This window comes from Pseudomonas sp. BN417 (assembly GCF_029871205.1).
Taxonomy (GTDB): domain Bacteria; phylum Pseudomonadota; class Gammaproteobacteria; order Pseudomonadales; family Pseudomonadaceae; genus Metapseudomonas.
Genome location: NZ_SSOJ01000026.1, coordinates 15,808 through 33,240 on the forward strand (window position 1 = coordinate 15,808; position 17,433 = coordinate 33,240).

Annotated in this window: 13 protein-coding genes; all 13 read left to right on the forward strand. The window is 64.3% G+C overall.

Annotated features, from left to right (window positions below; all coding sequences use genetic code 11):
* The first annotated feature begins 72 nt into the window (after positions 1-72).
* The gene (bamA, locus tag E8F11_RS01670) at positions 73-2,463 is read left to right on the forward strand and encodes an outer membrane protein assembly factor BamA (RefSeq protein WP_280287070.1); all 2,391 of its coding nucleotides are present in this window, start codon (positions 73-75) and stop codon (positions 2,461-2,463) included.
* A gap of 41 nt (positions 2,464-2,504) precedes the next feature.
* A complete protein-coding gene (locus tag E8F11_RS01675; RefSeq protein ID WP_280287071.1) occupies positions 2,505-3,008 on the forward strand; it encodes an OmpH family outer membrane protein in 504 nt (167 codons plus the stop codon).
* Positions 3,008-4,069, forward strand: coding sequence for a UDP-3-O-(3-hydroxymyristoyl)glucosamine N-acyltransferase (lpxD, locus tag E8F11_RS01680; RefSeq protein WP_280287072.1), 1,062 nt, complete (start codon positions 3,008-3,010; stop codon positions 4,067-4,069). Before E8F11_RS01675 ends, lpxD begins: the two co-directional genes overlap by 1 nt.
* 48 nt (positions 4,070-4,117) lie before the next feature.
* Positions 4,118-4,558 carry a 3-hydroxyacyl-ACP dehydratase FabZ gene (gene fabZ, locus E8F11_RS01685; protein WP_280287073.1) on the forward strand — a complete coding sequence of 147 codons (441 nt, stop codon included), beginning with the start codon at positions 4,118-4,120 and terminating at the stop codon, positions 4,556-4,558.
* Positions 4,555-5,331 (forward strand): acyl-ACP--UDP-N-acetylglucosamine O-acyltransferase, encoded by a 777-nt coding sequence (gene lpxA / locus E8F11_RS01690; protein ID WP_280287074.1) that lies wholly within the window; start codon positions 4,555-4,557, stop codon positions 5,329-5,331. The genes fabZ and lpxA overlap by 4 nt, the downstream gene beginning before the upstream one ends.
* Before the next feature lie 5 nt (positions 5,332-5,336).
* Positions 5,337-6,470: a lipid-A-disaccharide synthase gene (gene lpxB, locus E8F11_RS01695; protein ID WP_280287075.1), complete on the forward strand. Its 1,134-nt coding sequence runs from the start codon at positions 5,337-5,339 to the stop codon at positions 6,468-6,470.
* Positions 6,470-7,072: a ribonuclease HII gene (gene rnhB / locus E8F11_RS01700; RefSeq protein WP_280287076.1), complete on the forward strand. Its 603-nt coding sequence runs from the start codon at positions 6,470-6,472 to the stop codon at positions 7,070-7,072. The genes lpxB and rnhB overlap by 1 nt, the downstream gene beginning before the upstream one ends.
* Positions 7,073-7,208: 136 nt before the next feature.
* Positions 7,209-10,733, forward strand: a complete 3,525-nt coding sequence (gene dnaE, locus E8F11_RS01705) for a DNA polymerase III subunit alpha (protein ID WP_280287077.1) — start codon at positions 7,209-7,211, stop codon at positions 10,731-10,733.
* A gap of 127 nt (positions 10,734-10,860) precedes the next feature.
* Positions 10,861-11,811 (forward strand): acetyl-CoA carboxylase carboxyl transferase subunit alpha, encoded by a 951-nt coding sequence (accA, locus tag E8F11_RS01710; protein ID WP_280287078.1) that lies wholly within the window; start codon positions 10,861-10,863, stop codon positions 11,809-11,811.
* 74 nt (positions 11,812-11,885) lie between these two features.
* Positions 11,886-13,199 carry a tRNA lysidine(34) synthetase TilS gene (tilS, locus tag E8F11_RS01715; RefSeq protein ID WP_280287079.1) on the forward strand — a complete coding sequence of 438 codons (1,314 nt, stop codon included), beginning with the start codon at positions 11,886-11,888 and terminating at the stop codon, positions 13,197-13,199.
* Between the two features lie 174 nt (positions 13,200-13,373).
* The gene (locus E8F11_RS01720; protein WP_280287080.1) at positions 13,374-15,005 is read left to right on the forward strand and encodes a CTP synthase; all 1,632 of its coding nucleotides are present in this window, start codon (positions 13,374-13,376) and stop codon (positions 15,003-15,005) included.
* Positions 15,006-15,008: 3 nt separating this feature from the next.
* Positions 15,009-15,854, forward strand: coding sequence for a 3-deoxy-8-phosphooctulonate synthase (gene kdsA / locus E8F11_RS01725; RefSeq protein ID WP_280287081.1), 846 nt, complete (start codon positions 15,009-15,011; stop codon positions 15,852-15,854).
* A gap of 145 nt (positions 15,855-15,999) precedes the next feature.
* Positions 16,000-17,289 (forward strand): phosphopyruvate hydratase, encoded by a 1,290-nt coding sequence (gene eno, locus E8F11_RS01730; RefSeq protein WP_280287082.1) that lies wholly within the window; start codon positions 16,000-16,002, stop codon positions 17,287-17,289.
* Positions 17,290-17,433: the final 144 nt, after the last annotated feature.

A 17,433-nucleotide genomic window follows, 5' to 3' on the forward strand; every position in this document is an offset into this window, starting at 1 on the left:
ATCACTGAATGCCGAGTCTGCCGCCTTGCGCGGCAGATTCTTTATTACCGGTTGGAATAAAAAAAGGACTTCATGAAACGCCTGCTGCTACCTGCGGTGCTTGCCGCACTCATGATCGCCGAGGTTCACGCCGAGTCCTTCACCATCTCCGACATCCGCGTCAACGGCTTGCAGCGGGTTTCCGCAGGCAGCGTCTTCGGGGCCCTGCCGCTCAATGTGGGCGAACCGGCGGACGACCGTCGCCTGGTCGAGGCGACCCGCGCGCTGTTCAAGACTGGTTTCTTCCAGGACATCCAGCTCGGCCGCGACGGCGACGTGCTGGTGATCACTGTAGTCGAACGCCCGTCGATCTCCAGCATCGAGATCGAAGGCAACAAGGCCATCAGCACCGAAGACCTGCTCAAGGGCCTGAAACAGTCCGGCCTGGCAGAGGGAGAAATCTTCCAGCGCGCCACCCTTGAAGGCGTGCGTAACGAGCTGCAGCGCCAGTACGTGGCCCAGGGCCGTTATTCCGCAGAGATCGAAGCCGAAGTGATCCCGCAGCCGCGCAACCGTGTGGCGCTGAAGATCAACATCAACGAAGGTTCGGTTGCGGCCATCCAGCACATCAACGTGGTGGGCAACACCGTCTTCCCCGACGAAGACCTGATCGAGCTGTTCGAGCTCAAGACCACCAACTGGCTGTCCTTCTTCAAGAACGACGACAAGTACGCCCGCGAGAAGCTCTCCGGTGACCTGGAGCGTCTGCGCTCCTACTACCTGGACCGCGGCTACATCAACATGGATATCTCTTCCACCCAGGTATCCATCACTCCGGACAAGAAGCACGTCTACATTACCGTCAACGTGGATGAAGGCGAGAAGTACACCGTCCGTGAAGTGAAACTCTCCGGTGACCTCAAGGTGCCCGAGGAGGACGTGAAGTCCCTGCTGCTGGTACAGCAAGGACAGGTCTTCTCGCGCAAGGTGATGACCACCACCTCCGAGCTGATCACCCGTCGCCTGGGCAACGAGGGCTACACCTTCGCCAACGTCAACGGCGTGCCGGAAGCCCATGACGAGGACAACACCGTTTCCATCACCTTCGTGGTCGACCCGGGCAAGCGCGCCTACGTCAACCGCATCAACTTCCGCGGTAACACCAAGACCGAAGACGAAGTGCTGCGCCGCGAAATGCGCCAGATGGAAGGTGGCTGGGCCTCGACCTACCTGATCGACCAGTCCAAGACCCGCCTGGAACGCCTCGGCTTCTTCAAGGAAGTCAACGTCGAAACCCCGCAGGTGCCCGGCACCGACGACCAGGTGGACGTCAACTACAGCGTCGAGGAGCAACCATCCGGCTCCATCACCGCCAGCGTCGGCTTCGCCCAGAGCGCCGGCCTGATCCTCGGCGGCTCCATCAGCCAGAACAACTTCCTCGGTACCGGTAACAAGGTCAGCATCGGCCTGACCCGTTCCGAGTACCAGACCCGTTACAACTTCGGCTTCGTCGACCCCTACTGGACGCCGGACGGCGTCAGCCTGGGCTACAACGCCTTCTACCGCAGCACCGACTACGACGACCTCGACGTCGACGTGTCCAGCTACGCGGTGGATAGCCTGGGCGCCGGCGTCAGCATCGGCTACCCGATCAGCGAGACCTCGCGCCTGACCTACGGCCTGACTCTGCAACAGGACAAGATCAACACCGGCATCTACACCGTCGACGAGATCTTCGACTTCATCGAAAACGAAGGCGACAACTACACCAACCTCAAGGCGTCCGTCGGCTGGTCCGATTCGACCCTGAACAAGGGCGTGCTGGCGACTCGCGGTCACTCCCAGAGCCTGGTGCTGGAAAGCACCTTGCCGGGCAGCGACCTGTCGTTCTTCAAGCTCGACTACCGCGGCCAGCTGTTCACTCCGCTGACGCAGAACACCGCGCTGCGCTTCCACACCGAGCTGGGCTATGGCGACAGCTACGGCTCCACCTCCGAGCTGCCGTTCTACGAGCACTACTTCGCGGGCGGCTTCAACTCCGTACGCGGCTTCGAGGACAGCAGCCTCGGCCCGCGCAGTACGCCTAGTGTCGCGCGCGCTGCCGACGGCTCCGCGTTGCCGGCCGGCACCTGCGATGAAACCGGCCGCTGCACCGACCCGGACCAGGATCCGCTACCCTTCGGTGGCAACGTGTTGATCCAGGGCGGCGTCGAGCTGTTGTTCCCGCTGCCCTTCGTCAAGGACCAGCGCCAGCTGCGTACCGTGCTGTTCTGGGATGTGGGTAACGTATTCGATACCAGCTGCGCCTCGTCGTCCCCGGACTGCAGCAGCATCAACGCCGGCGAACTGGCCAGCTCCGTGGGTGTGGGCCTGACCTGGATCACCGCACTCGGGCCGTTGAGCTTCAGCCTGGGCATGCCGGTGAAGAAGCCGGACAATGCCGATACCCAGGTGTTCCAGTTCTCCCTGGGCCAGACTTTCTAATTGTTCATCAAGACAACAGTATTTGTTGCAGGAGTTGCATCGTGCGTAAGTTGACTCAATTCGTTCTGGTTGCCGCTGCCATGCTGGCGACTCCGGCCTTCGCGGAAATGAAGATTGCGGTACTGAACTACCAGATGGCCCTGCTGGAATCCGACGCTGCCAAGAAGTACGCGGTCGACGCCGAGAAGAAGTTCGGTCCGCAGCTGAACAAGCTGAAGACCCTTGAAAGCGACGCCAAGCGCATCCAGGACCGCCTGGTCAAGGAAGGCGAGCGTATGCAGCAGGCCGAGCGTGAACGCCTGGAGCTCGAGTTCAAGCAGAAGGCCCGCGACTTCCAGTTCCAGTCCAAGGAACTCAACGAAGCCAAGGCCGTTGCCGACCGCGACATGCTCAAGCAGCTCAAGCCGAAGCTGGACAAGGCGGTCGAGGAAGTCCTGAAGAAAGGTAGCTATGACCTGGTGCTGGAGCGTGGTGCGGTGGTAGACGTTAAGCCGCAGTACGACATCACCCGCCAGGTCATCGAGCGCATGAACCAGCAGCGTTGATGATGACTGCCCCGGTCTTCACCCTCGGCCAACTGGCCGAACGCCTCGGTGCCACCCTGCGTGGCGCCGAGGACAAGGTTATCAGCGGCCTGGCCACCCTGCAGGAGGCCGGTCCCGGCCAGCTCAGCTTCCTGGCCAATCCGCAGTACCGCAAGTTCCTCGCCGACACCCAGGCCGCCGCCGTGCTGCTGACCCCGGCCGATGCCGAGGGCTATACCGGCGACGCCCTGGTGGTGGCCAATCCCTACCTGGCCTACGCCGAACTTTCCCACCTGTTCGATCGCAAGCCCAAGGCCCGGCCGGGCATTCATCAGACCGCCGTAGTCGCGGCCGACGCCAAGGTCGACCCGAGCGCCAGTGTCGGTGCCTATGTGGTGATCGAATCGGGCGCGCAGATCGGTCCCGGCGTGACCCTGGGTGCCCACTGCGTCGTCGGTGCGCGCACCTCGATCGGTGAAGGTGGCTGGCTGGCGCCCCGCGTGACCCTCTATCACGACGTGACGATCGGCAAGCGGGTGGTGATCCAGTCCGGCGCGGTAATCGGTGGCGAAGGCTTCGGCTTCGCCAACGAGAAGGGCGTCTGGCAGAAGATCGCGCAGATCGGTGGCGTGACCCTGGGTGACGATGTCGAGGTGGGAGCCAATACCACCATCGACCGTGGCGCCCTGGCCGACACCCTGATCGGCAACGGCGTGAAGCTGGACAACCAGATCATGATCGCGCACAACGTGCAGGTCGGCGACAACACCGCCATGGCCGGCTGCGTAGGCATTTCCGGCAGCACCAGGATCGGCCGCAACTGCATGATCGCAGGCGGCGTGGGCATGGTTGGCCATATCGATGTGTGCGACAACGTGTTCGTCACCGGCATGACCATGGTGACCCGAAATATCACCGAGCCGGGCGCGTATTCCTCCGGCACCGCGATGCAGCCTGCCGCGGAATGGAAGAAAAGCGCCGCCCGGATCCGCCAGTTGGACGACATGGCGCGTCGTCTGCAGCAACTTGAAAAGCGCCTGGCGGCAGTGACCCCGGGCGGGGATGCTTCATCTGATGCGTGATCCACGCAGCGCCGTGCATCCCAAATCCTCTCAATAGGCTCCAGGAACATGATGGACATCAACGAGATTCGCGAATATCTGCCGCACCGCTACCCTTTCCTCCTGGTGGATCGCGTGGTGGACCTGGATGTTGAAGGCAAGCGCATTCGCGCCTACAAGAATGTCAGCATCAACGAGCCATTCTTCAACGGCCACTTCCCGCAGCATCCGATCATGCCGGGCGTGCTGATCATCGAAGCCATGGCCCAGGCGGCCGGCATCCTCGGCTTCAAGATGCTCGACGTGAAACCTGCTGACGGCACCCTCTACTACTTCGTGGGTTCCGACAAGCTGCGCTTCCGCCAGCCGGTACTGCCGGGCGACCAGCTGATCCTCAGTGCGCAGTTCCTCAGCGTCAAACGCGGTATCTGGAAGTTCGACTGCCACGCCAGCGTCGATGGCAAGGAAGTCTGCTCGGCCGAGATCATCTGTGCGGAACGCAAACTATGAGTTTGATTGACCCTCGCGCCATTATCGATCCGTCGGCAAAGCTGGCGGATGGTGTTCAGGTCGGCCCCTGGTCGATCATCGGACCCGATGTGGAAATTGGCGAGGGGAGCGTGGTCGGACCCCATGTGGTCATCAAGGGACCGACCCGTATCGGCAAGCACAACCGCATCTACCAGTTCTCTTCGGTGGGCGAGGACACGCCCGACCTGAAGTACAAGGGTGAGCCCACCCGCCTGGTGATCGGCGACCACAATGTGATCCGCGAAGGCGTGACCATTCACCGTGGCACCGTGCAGGACCGCTCCGAGACCACCATCGGCGATCACAACCTGCTGATGGCCTACGTGCACATCGGCCATGACAGCGTGATCGCCAATCATTGCATCCTGGTGAACAACACCGCGCTGGCCGGCCATGTCCACGTCGACGATTGGGCCATCCTGTCCGGCTACACCCTGGTGCACCAGTTCTGCCGAATCGGCGCCCACAGTTTCTCCGGCATGGGCACCGCCATCGGCAAGGACGTACCGGCCTATGTCACCGTCTTCGGCAACCCGGCCGAGGCCCGCAGCATGAACTTCGAAGGCATGCGCCGTCGCGGCTTCAGCGCCGAGGCCATCTCTGCCCTGCGGCGCGCCTACAAGGTGGTCTACCGCCAGGGGCTGACCGTCGAGCAGGCCCTTGCCGATCTCGCCGAGTCCGCGGACCAGTTCCCGGAAGTGGCGGTTTTCCGCGACTCCATCCAGTCCTCGACCCGCGGCATTACTCGCTGATCCCCATGAATCGTCCTTTGCGCATCGCGCTGGTCGCCGGCGAGGCGTCCGGCGATATCCTCGGCTCCACCCTGATGCAGGCGCTCAAGGTGCGGCATCCCGACGCCGAATTCATCGGCGTCGGCGGGCCGCGCATGCAGGCCGAAGGGCTGGACCCCTACTTCCCCATGGAACGCCTGGCGGTCATGGGCCTGGTCGAAGTGCTGGGCCGTCTCCCCGAGCTGCTGGCCCGCCGCAAACGCCTGATCCAGACCCTTATCGCCGCGCGTCCGGATGTCTTCATCGGCATCGACGCGCCGGACTTCAACCTGGGCGTCGAACTCAAGCTCCGCCGTGCCGGGATCAAGACCGTGCATTACGTCAGCCCCTCGGTCTGGGCCTGGCGGCAGAAGCGCGTGCTGAAGATTCGCGAAGGTTGCGACCTGATGCTGACGCTCTTCCCGTTCGAAGCGCGCTTCTACGAAGAGCAGGGCGTGCCGGTGCGCTTCGTCGGTCATCCGCTGGCCGATGCCATCCCGCTCGAGGCGAGCCGAGCGGGCGCCCGCGCGGCGCTGGACCTGCCGCTCGATTCGCCTGTGGTGGCACTGCTGCCGGGCAGCCGCGGCGGCGAAGTGGGCAAGTTGGGTGCGCTGTTCCTCGACGCTGCCGAACGCCTGCGCTCGGTGCGCCCCGGTATTCGCTTCGTCCTGCCCTGCGCCAGCCCGGAGCGACGGGGCCAGCTGGAGGCCATGCTGGCCGGCCGCGACCTGCCGCTGAAACTGCTCGATGGCCGCTCCCACGACGCCCTGGCAGCCTGCGATGCGGTGCTGATCGCCTCCGGCACCGCCACCCTGGAGGCCTTGCTCTACAAGCGGCCGATGGTGGTGGCCTATAAGGTGGCGCCGCTTACCTATCGGATTCTCAAGCGTCTGGTGAAAAGTCCGTACGTGTCCCTGCCCAATCTGCTGGCCCAGCGCCTGCTGGTACCCGAGCTGCTGCAGGACGCCGCCACGCCCGATGCCCTGGCCCACGCCGTGGCGCCCTTGCTGGACGATGGCGAGATCCAGACCCACGGCTTCGACGTCATTCACCGCGCCTTGCGCCAGGACGCATCCGGCCAGGCGGCCGACGCCATCCTGCAACTGATCGGAGCACCCTGATGCAACTCGGCCTGGATTTCAGCCTGGTAGAAGAACTGGTGGCCGGCGTGGACGAAGTCGGCCGTGGCCCGCTTTGCGGCCCGGTGGTCACCGCCGCGGTGATTCTCGACCCGTCGCGGCCGATCCTCGGGCTGAACGACTCGAAGAAGCTCTCCGAAGCGCGCCGCGATGCGCTGTACGAGGAAATCCGCGAGAAGGCCTTGGCCTGGTGCATCGCTCGCGCCGACGTGCATGAGATCGACAGCCTCAATATCCTCCACGCCACCATGCTGGCCATGCAGCGCGCGGTGGAAGGGCTCAGCGTACAGCCCAGGCTGGCGCTGATCGACGGCAACCGCTGCCCCAAGCTCAAGGTGCCCTGCGCTCCCGTGGTCAAGGGCGACAGCCAGGTGCCGGCCATCGCCGCCGCCTCCATCCTGGCCAAGGTCTGCCGCGACCGCGAGATGGTCGAACTCGATGCCGCCTATCCCGGCTACGGCATCGCCGGGCACAAGGGCTATCCCACCCCGGTGCACCTGGAAGCCCTGCGGCGTCTGGGGCCCACTCCCATCCATCGGCGCTCCTTCGGGCCGGTTCGGGCGCTTCTCGATAATTCTCGCTGAGGCGGCCGCCGAGTAATGGGCGGCTGCAGGCGCAGTCGGTTCTCCTGCCCGTTGGCGCTGCCTTCAGCCTGTAGCTTTGCACGAGGGCCCGGTACAATCCGGGCCTTGTCGTTTTCGCGTTTTGCATAGGACTTCCATGACCGCTTCTTTCGTCCATCTGCGTCTGCACACCGAATATTCCCTGGTAGACGGCCTGGTGCGGGTCAAGCCGCTGGTCAAGGCCGTAACCGGGGCGGGTATGCCGGCAGTGGCGGTCACCGACCAGAGCAACATGTGCTCGCTGGTGAAGTTCTACAAGACCGCCATGGGTGCAGGCATCAAGCCCCTCTGCGGCGCCGATGTCTGGTTGTCCAGTCGCGATGAGGATGGCCCGCTGAGCCGCATGACCCTGCTGGCAATGAATGCCAAGGGCTACCGCAACCTCACCGAGCTGGTCTCCCGTGGCTGGTCCGAAGGTCAGAGCAACGACCTGGTGATCATCCAGCGTGACTGGGTGAAGCACGCCGCTGAAGGCCTGATCGCCCTGTCCGGCGCCAAGGAGGGCGAGATCGGCATGGCCCTGCTGAACGGCGACCAGGCCTCCGCCGAAGCGCTGCTGGCCGAGTGGCAGGCCGTGTTCCCCGACCGCTTCTACCTGGAGCTGCAGCGCACCGCCCGGGCCAACGACGAAGAGCACGTGCATGCCGCGGTCGCCCTGGCCGACCGTTGCGGCGCGCCGCTGGTGGCCACCAACGACGTGCGCTTCATCAAGCAGGGCGATTTTGAAGCCCACGAGACCCGCGTCTGCATCGGCGAGGGGCGTGTCCTCGATGACCCACGCCGGCCGCGCACCTTTTCCGACCAGCAGTACCTCAAGTCCCCCGAGGAAATGGCGGAGCTGTTCAGCGACATTCCCGAGGCGCTGGAGAACACGGTCGAGATCGCCAAGCGTTGCAACATCGACGTGCAGCTGGGCAAGTACTTCCTCCCGGACTTCCCGACGCCCAATGGCATGGGCATCGACGACTACCTGCGCCACGTTTCCCACGAGGGTCTCGAAGAGCGCCTGGCGGTGCTCTGGCCGAAGGAGTCCACGCCGGACTACGAGGAAAAGCGCCAGGTCTATCTGGACCGCTTGAAGTTCGAGCTGGATATCATCATCCAGATGGGTTTCCCCGGTTACTTCCTCATCGTGATGGACTTCATCAAGTGGGCGAAGAACAACGGCGTGCCGGTGGGCCCCGGCCGTGGATCGGGTGCCGGCTCGCTGGTCGCCTACGTGCTGAAGATCACCGACCTCGACCCGCTGGCCTATGACCTGCTGTTCGAGCGCTTCCTCAACCCCGAGCGGATCTCCATGCCCGACTTCGACGTCGACTTCTGCATGGACGGCCGCGACCGCGTCATCGACTACGTGGCCGACAAGTACGGGCGTAATGCAGTGAGCCAGATCATCACCTTCGGCTCCATGGCCGCCAAGGCGGTGGTGCGCGACGTGGCGCGGGTGCAGGGCAAGTCGTACGGCCTGGCCGATCGCCTGTCGAAGATGATCCCCTTCGAAGTGGGTATGACCCTGGAGAAGGCCTTCGAGCAGGAGGAAATGCTCCGCGACTTCCTCAAGGTCGACGAAGAGGCGGCGGAAATCTGGGACATGGCCCTCAAGCTCGAGGGCATCACCCGCGGTACCGGCAAACACGCTGGCGGCGTGGTGATCGCGCCGACCAAGCTCACCGACTTCTCGCCCATCGCGTGCGACGAGGAGGGCGGCGGCCTCGTCACCCAATTCGACAAGGACGACGTGGAAGCCGCCGGCCTGGTGAAGTTCGACTTCCTCGGCCTGCGTACGCTCACCATCATCAAGTGGGCGATGGAGACCATCAACCGTGAGCAGGCCAAGAAGGGCCTGCCCGACCTGAACATCGACTTCATCCCGCTGGACGACAAGAAGACCTACGACCTGCTGCAGAAGGCCGAGACCACTGCGGTATTCCAGCTGGAATCCCGCGGCATGAAGGAGCTGATCAAGAAGCTCAAGCCCGACTGCCTGGAAGACCTCATCGCACTGGTGGCGCTGTTCCGTCCCGGCCCGCTGCAATCGGGCATGGTGGACGACTTCATCAACCGCAAGCACGGCCGTGCCGAGCTGTCCTACCCGCACCCCGATTACCAGTACGCCGGCCTCGAGCCCGTGCTCAAGCCCACCTACGGCATCATCCTGTACCAGGAACAGGTGATGCAGATCGCCCAGGTCATGGCCGGCTACACCCTCGGCGGCGCCGACATGCTGCGTCGTGCCATGGGCAAGAAGAAGCCCGAGGAAATGGCCAAGCAGCGTGGTGGCTTCATCGAGGGCTGCGCCAACAACAATATCGATGGGAACCTCGCGGGCAACATCTTCGACCTGGTGGAAAAGTTCGCCGGCTACGGCTTCAACAAATCCCACTCGGCCGCCTATGGCCTGGTCTCCTACCAGACCGCCTGGCTCAAGACCCACTATCCGTCGCCCTTCATGGCCGCGGTGCTCTCGGCGGATATGCACAACACCGAGAAGGTCGTGACCCTGATCGAAGAGTGCCGCAGCATGAAGCTGCGCATCCTGGCCCCCGATGTGAACAACTCCGAGTTCATGTTCACCGTCGACGACGATGGCCGCATCGTCTACGGCCTGGGCGCCATCAAGGGCGTCGGCGAAGGCCCGGTCGAAGCCATCGTCGAATGCCGTGCCGAAGGCGGTCCCTTCAAGGACCTGTTCGACTTCTGCAACCGCGTCGACCTCAAGCGCATCAACAAACGCACCCTGGAGGCCCTGATCCGCGGTGGCGCCCTGGACCGCCTCGGCCCCTTCTTCAGCGACGAGGTCAAGGCCTACCAGGCTGGCGTCGATCGCAACCGAGCGGTGCTGCTGGCGGCCATGGAGGAAGCCATCCAGGCGGCCGAGCAGACCGCGCGCAGCCATGACAGCGGCCACATGGACCTCTTTGGCGGCCTGTTCGCCGAGCCCGAGGCGGACCTGTACGCGAACCATCGCAACGCCAAGGAAATGTCCCTCAAGGAACGCCTGAAGGGCGAAAAGGACACCCTGGGCCTCTACCTCACCGGTCACCCCATTGACGAGTACGAAGGCGAGGTCCGCCGCTTCGCCCGTCAGCGCATCGTCGAACTGAAGCCTGCGCGGGACACCCAGATCATCGCCGGCCTGATCGTCAACCTGCGGGTGATGAAGAACAAGAAGGGCGACAAGATGGGCTTCATCACCCTGGACGACCGCTCCGGGCGCATCGAAGCCTCGCTTTTCGCCGATGCCTTCAACGCCGCACATGGCCTGCTGCAGACCGACACCCTGGTGGTGGTGGAAGGGGAGGTCAGCCACGACGACTTTTCCGGCGGCCTGCGTCTGCGTGCCAAGCGCGTGCTGAGCCTGGAGGAAGCCCGCACCGGCCTGGCGGAAAGCCTGCGCATGAAGGTCGATCACACGGCCCTGCAGGGCGACCGGCTACGCTGGCTGGCCGAACTCTGCGGCCGCCACCGCGGCTCCTGCCCCCTGACCCTGGACTACAGCGGCAACGATGCGAAGGCCGTGCTGCAGTTCGGCGAACAGTGGCGAATCGCCCCGGCCGATGCATTGATTCAAGCATTGCGTGACCAGTTCGGGCGCGACAACGTCTTTCTGCACTACCGCTGATGCGAGCGTGATTTGGTAATTCGCATCGGCCCGACTCGTTTTGATCTCGACCCGAACGCGCCCGATCCCTTAAGGTAGGGCGCCAAATGGAACCAGCCGCCTGGCCCCAAGCGCACGACGGAAGCCTATGAACCCGAACTTTCTGGATTTCGAACAGCCCATCGCCGATCTGCAAGCCAAGATCGAGGAGCTGCGTCTGGTCGGTAACGACAACGCCCTGAACATCACCGACGAGATTTCTCGCCTGCAGGAGAAGAGCAGCGCGCTCACCGAGAGCATCTTCGGCAACCTCTCCAGCTGGCAGATCGCTCAAATGGCTCGCCATCCGCGCCGGCCCTACACCCTCGACTACATCGAGCACATCTTCACCGAGTTCGACGAGCTGCATGGCGATCGCCACTTCTCCGACGACGCGGCCATCGTCGGTGGCGTCGCCCGCCTGAACGATGCACCGGTGATGGTCATCGGCCACCAGAAGGGCCGTGAGGTGCGCGAGAAGGTACGCCGCAACTTCGGCATGCCGCGCCCCGAGGGCTATCGCAAGGCCTGCCGTTTGATGGAGATGGCCGAGCGCTTCAAGATGCCGATCCTCACCTTCATCGACACCCCCGGCGCCTACCCGGGCATCGATGCCGAGGAGCGTGGCCAGAGCGAGGCAATCGCCTGGAACCTGCGTGTCATGGCGCGGCTGAAGACCCCGATCATCGCCACCGTGATCGGCGAAGGCGGTTCCGGCGGCGCGCTGGCCATCGGCGTCTGCGATCGCCTGAACATGCTGCAGTACTCCACCTACGCGGTGATTTCGCCGGAAGGTTGCGCGTCCATCCTGTGGAAAACCGCCGAGAAGGCTCCGGATGCGGCCGAGGCCATGGGCATCACCGCCGAGCGCCTGAAGGGGCTGGGTATCGTCGACAAGGTGATCGCCGAGCCGCTGGGTGGCGCTCACCGCGACCCGGCGACTGCCGCCGAGTCCATCCGCAAGGAGCTCTCCGAGCAGCTGAAGTCGCTGCAGAAGCTCGGCACCGAGGACCTGCTGGCGCGCCGTTACGAGCGCCTGATGGGCTACGGCGTAGCCTGATCCTCCGCTCCAGGCTGCAGGCTTCGGGCCCCGGCTTTATGCTTGGGGTCCGAGCCAGCCGCCGAGCCCCCTCCATGTCCCTCGAAGCACGCCTGCTATCTGCCCTGGCCCCCTGGCGCCAAGCACCGGCCTGGCATGTCGCTTTCTCCGGCGGGCTCGACTCCACCGTCCTGCTCCATCTGCTGGCTCGCCTCGCTCGTCGCGAAGCCCTGCCGCCTCTCTTCGCTATCCACGTTCACCACGGCCTGCAGGCCGCGGCCGATGCCTGGCCGGCCCACTGCCAGAAGGTTTGTGGCGAGTTGGGAATTCCGCTGCGGGTGCTGCGGGTGAAGGTCGACTCCGGGCCCAGCCTCGAGCGGGCCGCTCGGGATGCGCGCTATGCCGCCTTCATCAGCCAGATGGCTGCCGGGGACGCGCTGTTCAGTGCCCAGCATCGTGACGACCAGGCCGAGACCCTGCTGTTCCGCTTGCTCCGCGGGGCTGGCGTGCGTGGGCTGACGGGCATGCCGGCAAGCCGGGCCTTGGGGCCGGGCACCCTGGTTCGGCCGCTGTTGCAGATGTCGCGCGCCGAACTGGAAGCCTATGGCCGCGCCGAAGGGCTCTGCTGGGTGGAAGACCCGAGCAATGCCGACACTGCGCTGGCGCGCAATTTCCTGCGCCGCGACATATTGCCGGCCCTGCATTCACGCTGGCCGCGGGCGGCAGAGAGCATGGCGCGCAGCGCCGCGCACCTGGCAGAGGCGGACGCCCTGCTGGGCGAGCTGGCCCAGGGCGACCTCCAGGACGCCAGGCGCTGCGACGAATTTCCCTGGCTGCCGCTTCCCTCGCTGGATATGCACGCGCTCGGTGCCCTGAGCCCAGCCCGGCAGCGAAATGCCCTGCGCCACTGGCTGGCGCCGCTGACGTCGTTGCCGGACAGCGACCACTGGGCTGGATGGGACGACCTGCGCGATGCGGCGGTCGATGCGAAACCGGTCTGGCGCCTGGCCAATGGCGAGCTGCATCGCGCCGACGGACGGTTGTGGTGGCTGGCCGGTGACTGGCTCGTCGCACCCGCATCGAGCCCTGCGTGGGCCGATCCGGGCCAGCCGCTTGAACTGCCCGGCAATGGTCGGCTCGAACTGCTGGGTACTCCCCCGGGTGGCAGGCTCGAAGTCCGCTACCGGCAGGGCGGGGAAGTGCTGGAAGTGGCGGGGCGCGGCCACCGTGACCTCAAGCGCTTGTTCAATGAGGTGCGCCTGCCGGCTTTCGTCCGCGGCCGATTGCCGCTTCTCGTGATCGACGGCAGGCTGTCGGCCCTGGCCAACCTGCCGGGGCTCGACGGCTCGCGGCAGGGCAGCTGGCGGCTGCGCTGGACACCTCCGACGAATGACCAAGGTTTGAGCTGATAGGGTCTTTCCGGTAGACTACGCTCCCGTCTTACATAGCTTCCGCTGATTCCTTCGGAATCGGCGGTTGTTGCTTTTGAAGCAGCGCCCTTGGCGCTCCATGGTTGAAGGCCTTTGCCCTTCATCGCTTTCCCCGGCGGCTTTCCGCCTAAACGCAGACTTCTAGGGTTTTTCATGACGCGCTACATCTTCGTCACGGGCGGTGTTGTTTCTTCATTGGGGAAAGGCATCGCCTCGGCATCCTTGGCCGCCATTCTGGAAGCGCGGGGACTGAAGGTCACCATGCTCAAGCTCGATCCGTACATCAACGTCGATCCGGGCACCATGAGTCCCTTCCAGCACGGTGAAGTCTTCGTGACCGAGGACGGCGCCGAAACCGACCTTGACCTGGGCCACTACGAGCGCTTCGTGCGCACCACCATGACCCAGAACAACAACTTCACCACCGGCCGCGTCTACGCCGATGTGCTGCGCAAGGAGCGCCGTGGTGACTATCTCGGCGCCACCATCCAGGTGATCCCGCACATCACCGACGAGATCAAGCACCGCATCATCAAGGGTTCCACCGGCGCGGACGTGGCCCTGGTGGAAATCGGCGGCACCGTCGGTGACATCGAGTCCCAGCCCTTCCTCGAGGCTATCCGCCAGCTGCGCGTGGAAGTGGGCGCCAAGCGCGCCATGCTGATGCACCTGACCCTGGTGCCCTACATCGCCACTGCCGGCGAAACCAAGACCAAGCCGACCCAGCACTCGGTGAAGGAGCTGCGCTCCATCGGCCTGCAACCGGACGTGCTGATCTGCCGTTCCGACCATGAAGTCGACCTGTCCTCGCGCCGCAAGATCGCCCTCTTTACCAACGTGGAAGAGCGTGCGGTCATCGCCCTGCAAGACGTCGACACCATCTACAAGATCCCGTCCGTCCTGCACGCCCAGGGCCTGGACGACTTCGTCGTCGAGCGCTTCGGCCTGCAATGCGGCGGCGCCGATCTTTCCGAGTGGGACCGCGTGGTCGATGCCAAGCTGAACCCCACCGGCGAAGTCACCATCGCCATGGTCGGCAAGTACATGGAACTGCTGGATGCCTACAAGTCGCTGATCGAAGCGATGAGCCACGCCGGCATCCAGAACCGCACCAAGGTCAACCTGCGCTACATCGATTCCGAAGACATCGAGACCCAGGGCACCGGCCTGCTGGAAGGCGTCGACGCCATCCTGGTTCCCGGCGGCTTCGGCCTGCGTGGCGTGGAAGGCAAGATTTCCACCGTGCGCTATGCCCGTGAGAACAAGATCCCCTACCTCGGCATCTGCCTCGGCATGCAGGTGGCGGTGATCGAGTACGCCCGTAACGTGCTGGGCTGGAGCGACGCGAACTCCACCGAATTCGACAAGTCCAGCGGCCACCCCGTCGTGGGCCTGATCACCGAGTGGCAGGACTCCACCGGCGCCACCGAGCTGCGCACCGAAGCCTCCGACCTCGGCGGCACCATGCGCCTCGGCGCCCAGGCCTGCCAGCTTGAAGCCGGCTCGCTGGTCCGCGGCTGCTATGGCAAGGACGAGATCGTCGAGCGCCATCGCCACCGCTACGAAGTGAACAACAACCTGCTGCCGCAACTGCAGGAAGCCGGCCTGAAGATCACCGGCCGCTCCGGCGACGGCGCCCTGGTTGAAGTGGTGGAAGCCCCGGACCATCCCTGGTTCGTCGCCTGCCAGTTCCACCCGGAGTTCACCTCCACTCCGCGTGACGGACACCCGCTGTTCAGCGGCTTCGTCACTGCCGCCCTGGCGCAGAAAGCGAAGAAGGCCTGACCCATGGCGCAGAAGATCATCCGCGTCGGCAATATCGAGATCGCCAACGACAAGCCCTTCGTGCTGTTCGGCGGCATGAATGTGCTGGAATCCCGCGACCTGGCCCTGAAGGTTTGCGAAGAGTACGTGCGGGTGACCGAGAAGCTCGGCATCCCCTACGTGTTCAAGGCCAGCTTCGACAAGGCCAACCGCTCCTCGATCAACTCCTTCCGCGGCCCGGGCCTGGAAGAGGGCATGAAGATCTTCGAGGAGGTGAAGAAGACCTTCGGCGTACCGGTGATCACCGACGTCCACGAGCCGCACCAGGCGGCTCCCGTGGCCGAGGTCTGCGACATCATCCAGCTGCCGGCCTTCCTCTCGCGCCAGACCGACCTGGTGGTGGCGATGGCGAAGACCGGTGCGGTGATCAACATCAAGAAGGCCCAGTTCCTCGCACCCCAGGAGATGAAGCACATCCTCGCCAAGTGCGAAGAGGCCGGCAACGACCAGCTGATCCTCTGTGAGCGCGGTTCGAGCTTCGGCTACAACAACCTGGTGGTGGACATGCTTGGCTTCGGCATCATGAAGCAGTTCCAGTACCCGGTGTTCTTCGACGTCACCCACGCCCTGCAGATGCCGGGCGGGCGTGCCGACTCCGCCGGCGGCCGCCGCGCCCAGGTCACCGACCTGGCCAAGGCCGGCATGAGCCAGGGCCTGGCGGGCCTGTTCCTCGAGGCCCATCCGGACCCGGACAACGCCAAATGCGATGGCCCCTGCGCCCTGCGCCTGAACAAACTCGAGCCCTTCCTGTCCCAGCTCAAGCAGCTGGACGACCTGGTCAAGAGTTTTCCGCCAATCGAGACTGCCTGAATCGATCGTTCTCCGGTAAAGTGCCGCGTGGGCACAATCTGACTGATCGGTCAGGACATTCGCCGGGTCAGCCGACCCAGAGACCCGGTGAGCCGCCTCACCTTCCGCTGCAGCGTTTTCGTCAACTTTTGGAGTGCTAACAACAATGGCAAAGATCGTCGACATCAAGGGCCGCGAGGTTCTGGACTCCCGTGGCAACCCCACCGTCGAAGCCGATGTGATCCTCGAGAACGGCATTATCGGCAGCGCTTGCGCGCCGTCCGGTGCATCCACCGGTTCCCGCGAGGCACTGGAGCTGCGTGATGGCGACAAGAGCCGTTACCTGGGCAAGGGCGTGCTGAAAGCCGTGGCCAACATCAATGGCCCGATCCGCGACCTGCTGCTGGGCAAAGATGCTGCCGACCAGAAAGCCCTCGACCGCGCGATGATCGAGCTGGACGGTACCGAGAACAAAGGCAAGCTGGGCGCCAACGCCATTCTCGCCGTGTCCCTGGCCGCCGCCAAGGCCGCTGCCCAGGCCAAGGGCATCCCGCTGTACGCCCACATCGCCGAACTGAACGGCACTCCGGGCCAGTACTCCATGCCGGTACCGATGATGAACATCATCAACGGTGGCGAGCACGCCGATAACAACGTCGATATCCAGGAGTTCATGGTGCAGCCGGTTGGCGCCAAGAACTTCGCCGACGCCCTTCGCATGGGCGCCGAGATCTTCCATCACCTCAAGGCCGTACTGAAGGCCCGTGGCCTGAACACCGCAGTGGGTGACGAAGGTGGCTTCGCGCCGAACCTGGCTTCCAACGAAGACGCCCTGGCCGCCATCGCCGAAGCCGTAGCCAACGCCGGCTACAAGCTGGGCGACGACATCACCCTGGCCCTGGACTGCGCTTCTTCCGAGTTCTTCAAGGATGGCCAGTACAGCCTGTCCGGCGAAGGCAAGACCTTCGACGCCGCCGGTTTCGCCGACTACCTGGCCGGCCTGACCCAGCGCTACCCGATCATCTCCATCGAAGACGGCATGGACGAGTCCGACTGGGCTGGCTGGAAAGGCCTGACCGAGAAAATCGGCGCCAAGGTCCAGCTGGTGGGCGACGACCTGTTCGTCACCAACACCAAGATCCTCAAGGAAGGCATCGAGAAGAGCATCGGCAACTCGATCCTGATCAAGTTCAATCAGATCGGCTCGCTGACCGAGACTCTGGAAGCCATCCAGATGGCCAAGGCCGCCGGCTACACCGCGGTGATCTCCCACCGCTCCGGTGAAACCGAGGACAGCACCATCGCCGACCTGGCCGTAGGCACCGCTGCCGGCCAGATCAAGACCGGTTCCCTGTGCCGTTCCGACCGCGTGTCCAAGTACAACCAGCTGCTGCGTATCGAAGAGCAACTGGGCGGGAAGGCGCCGTACCGCGGCCGTGCCGAGTTCCGCGGCTGATCGGAGGCGGTGGTCCATGTTGAAATCAGGCGCTGAATGCATCTTTACTTCATGTAAACTTCGCACCTTCACCTGATTTCACCCGACCGGTCGTCACCCGCCGCACGGCAGCGACGCAATCCGGTCAGGAGTGGTAAAAGGGCA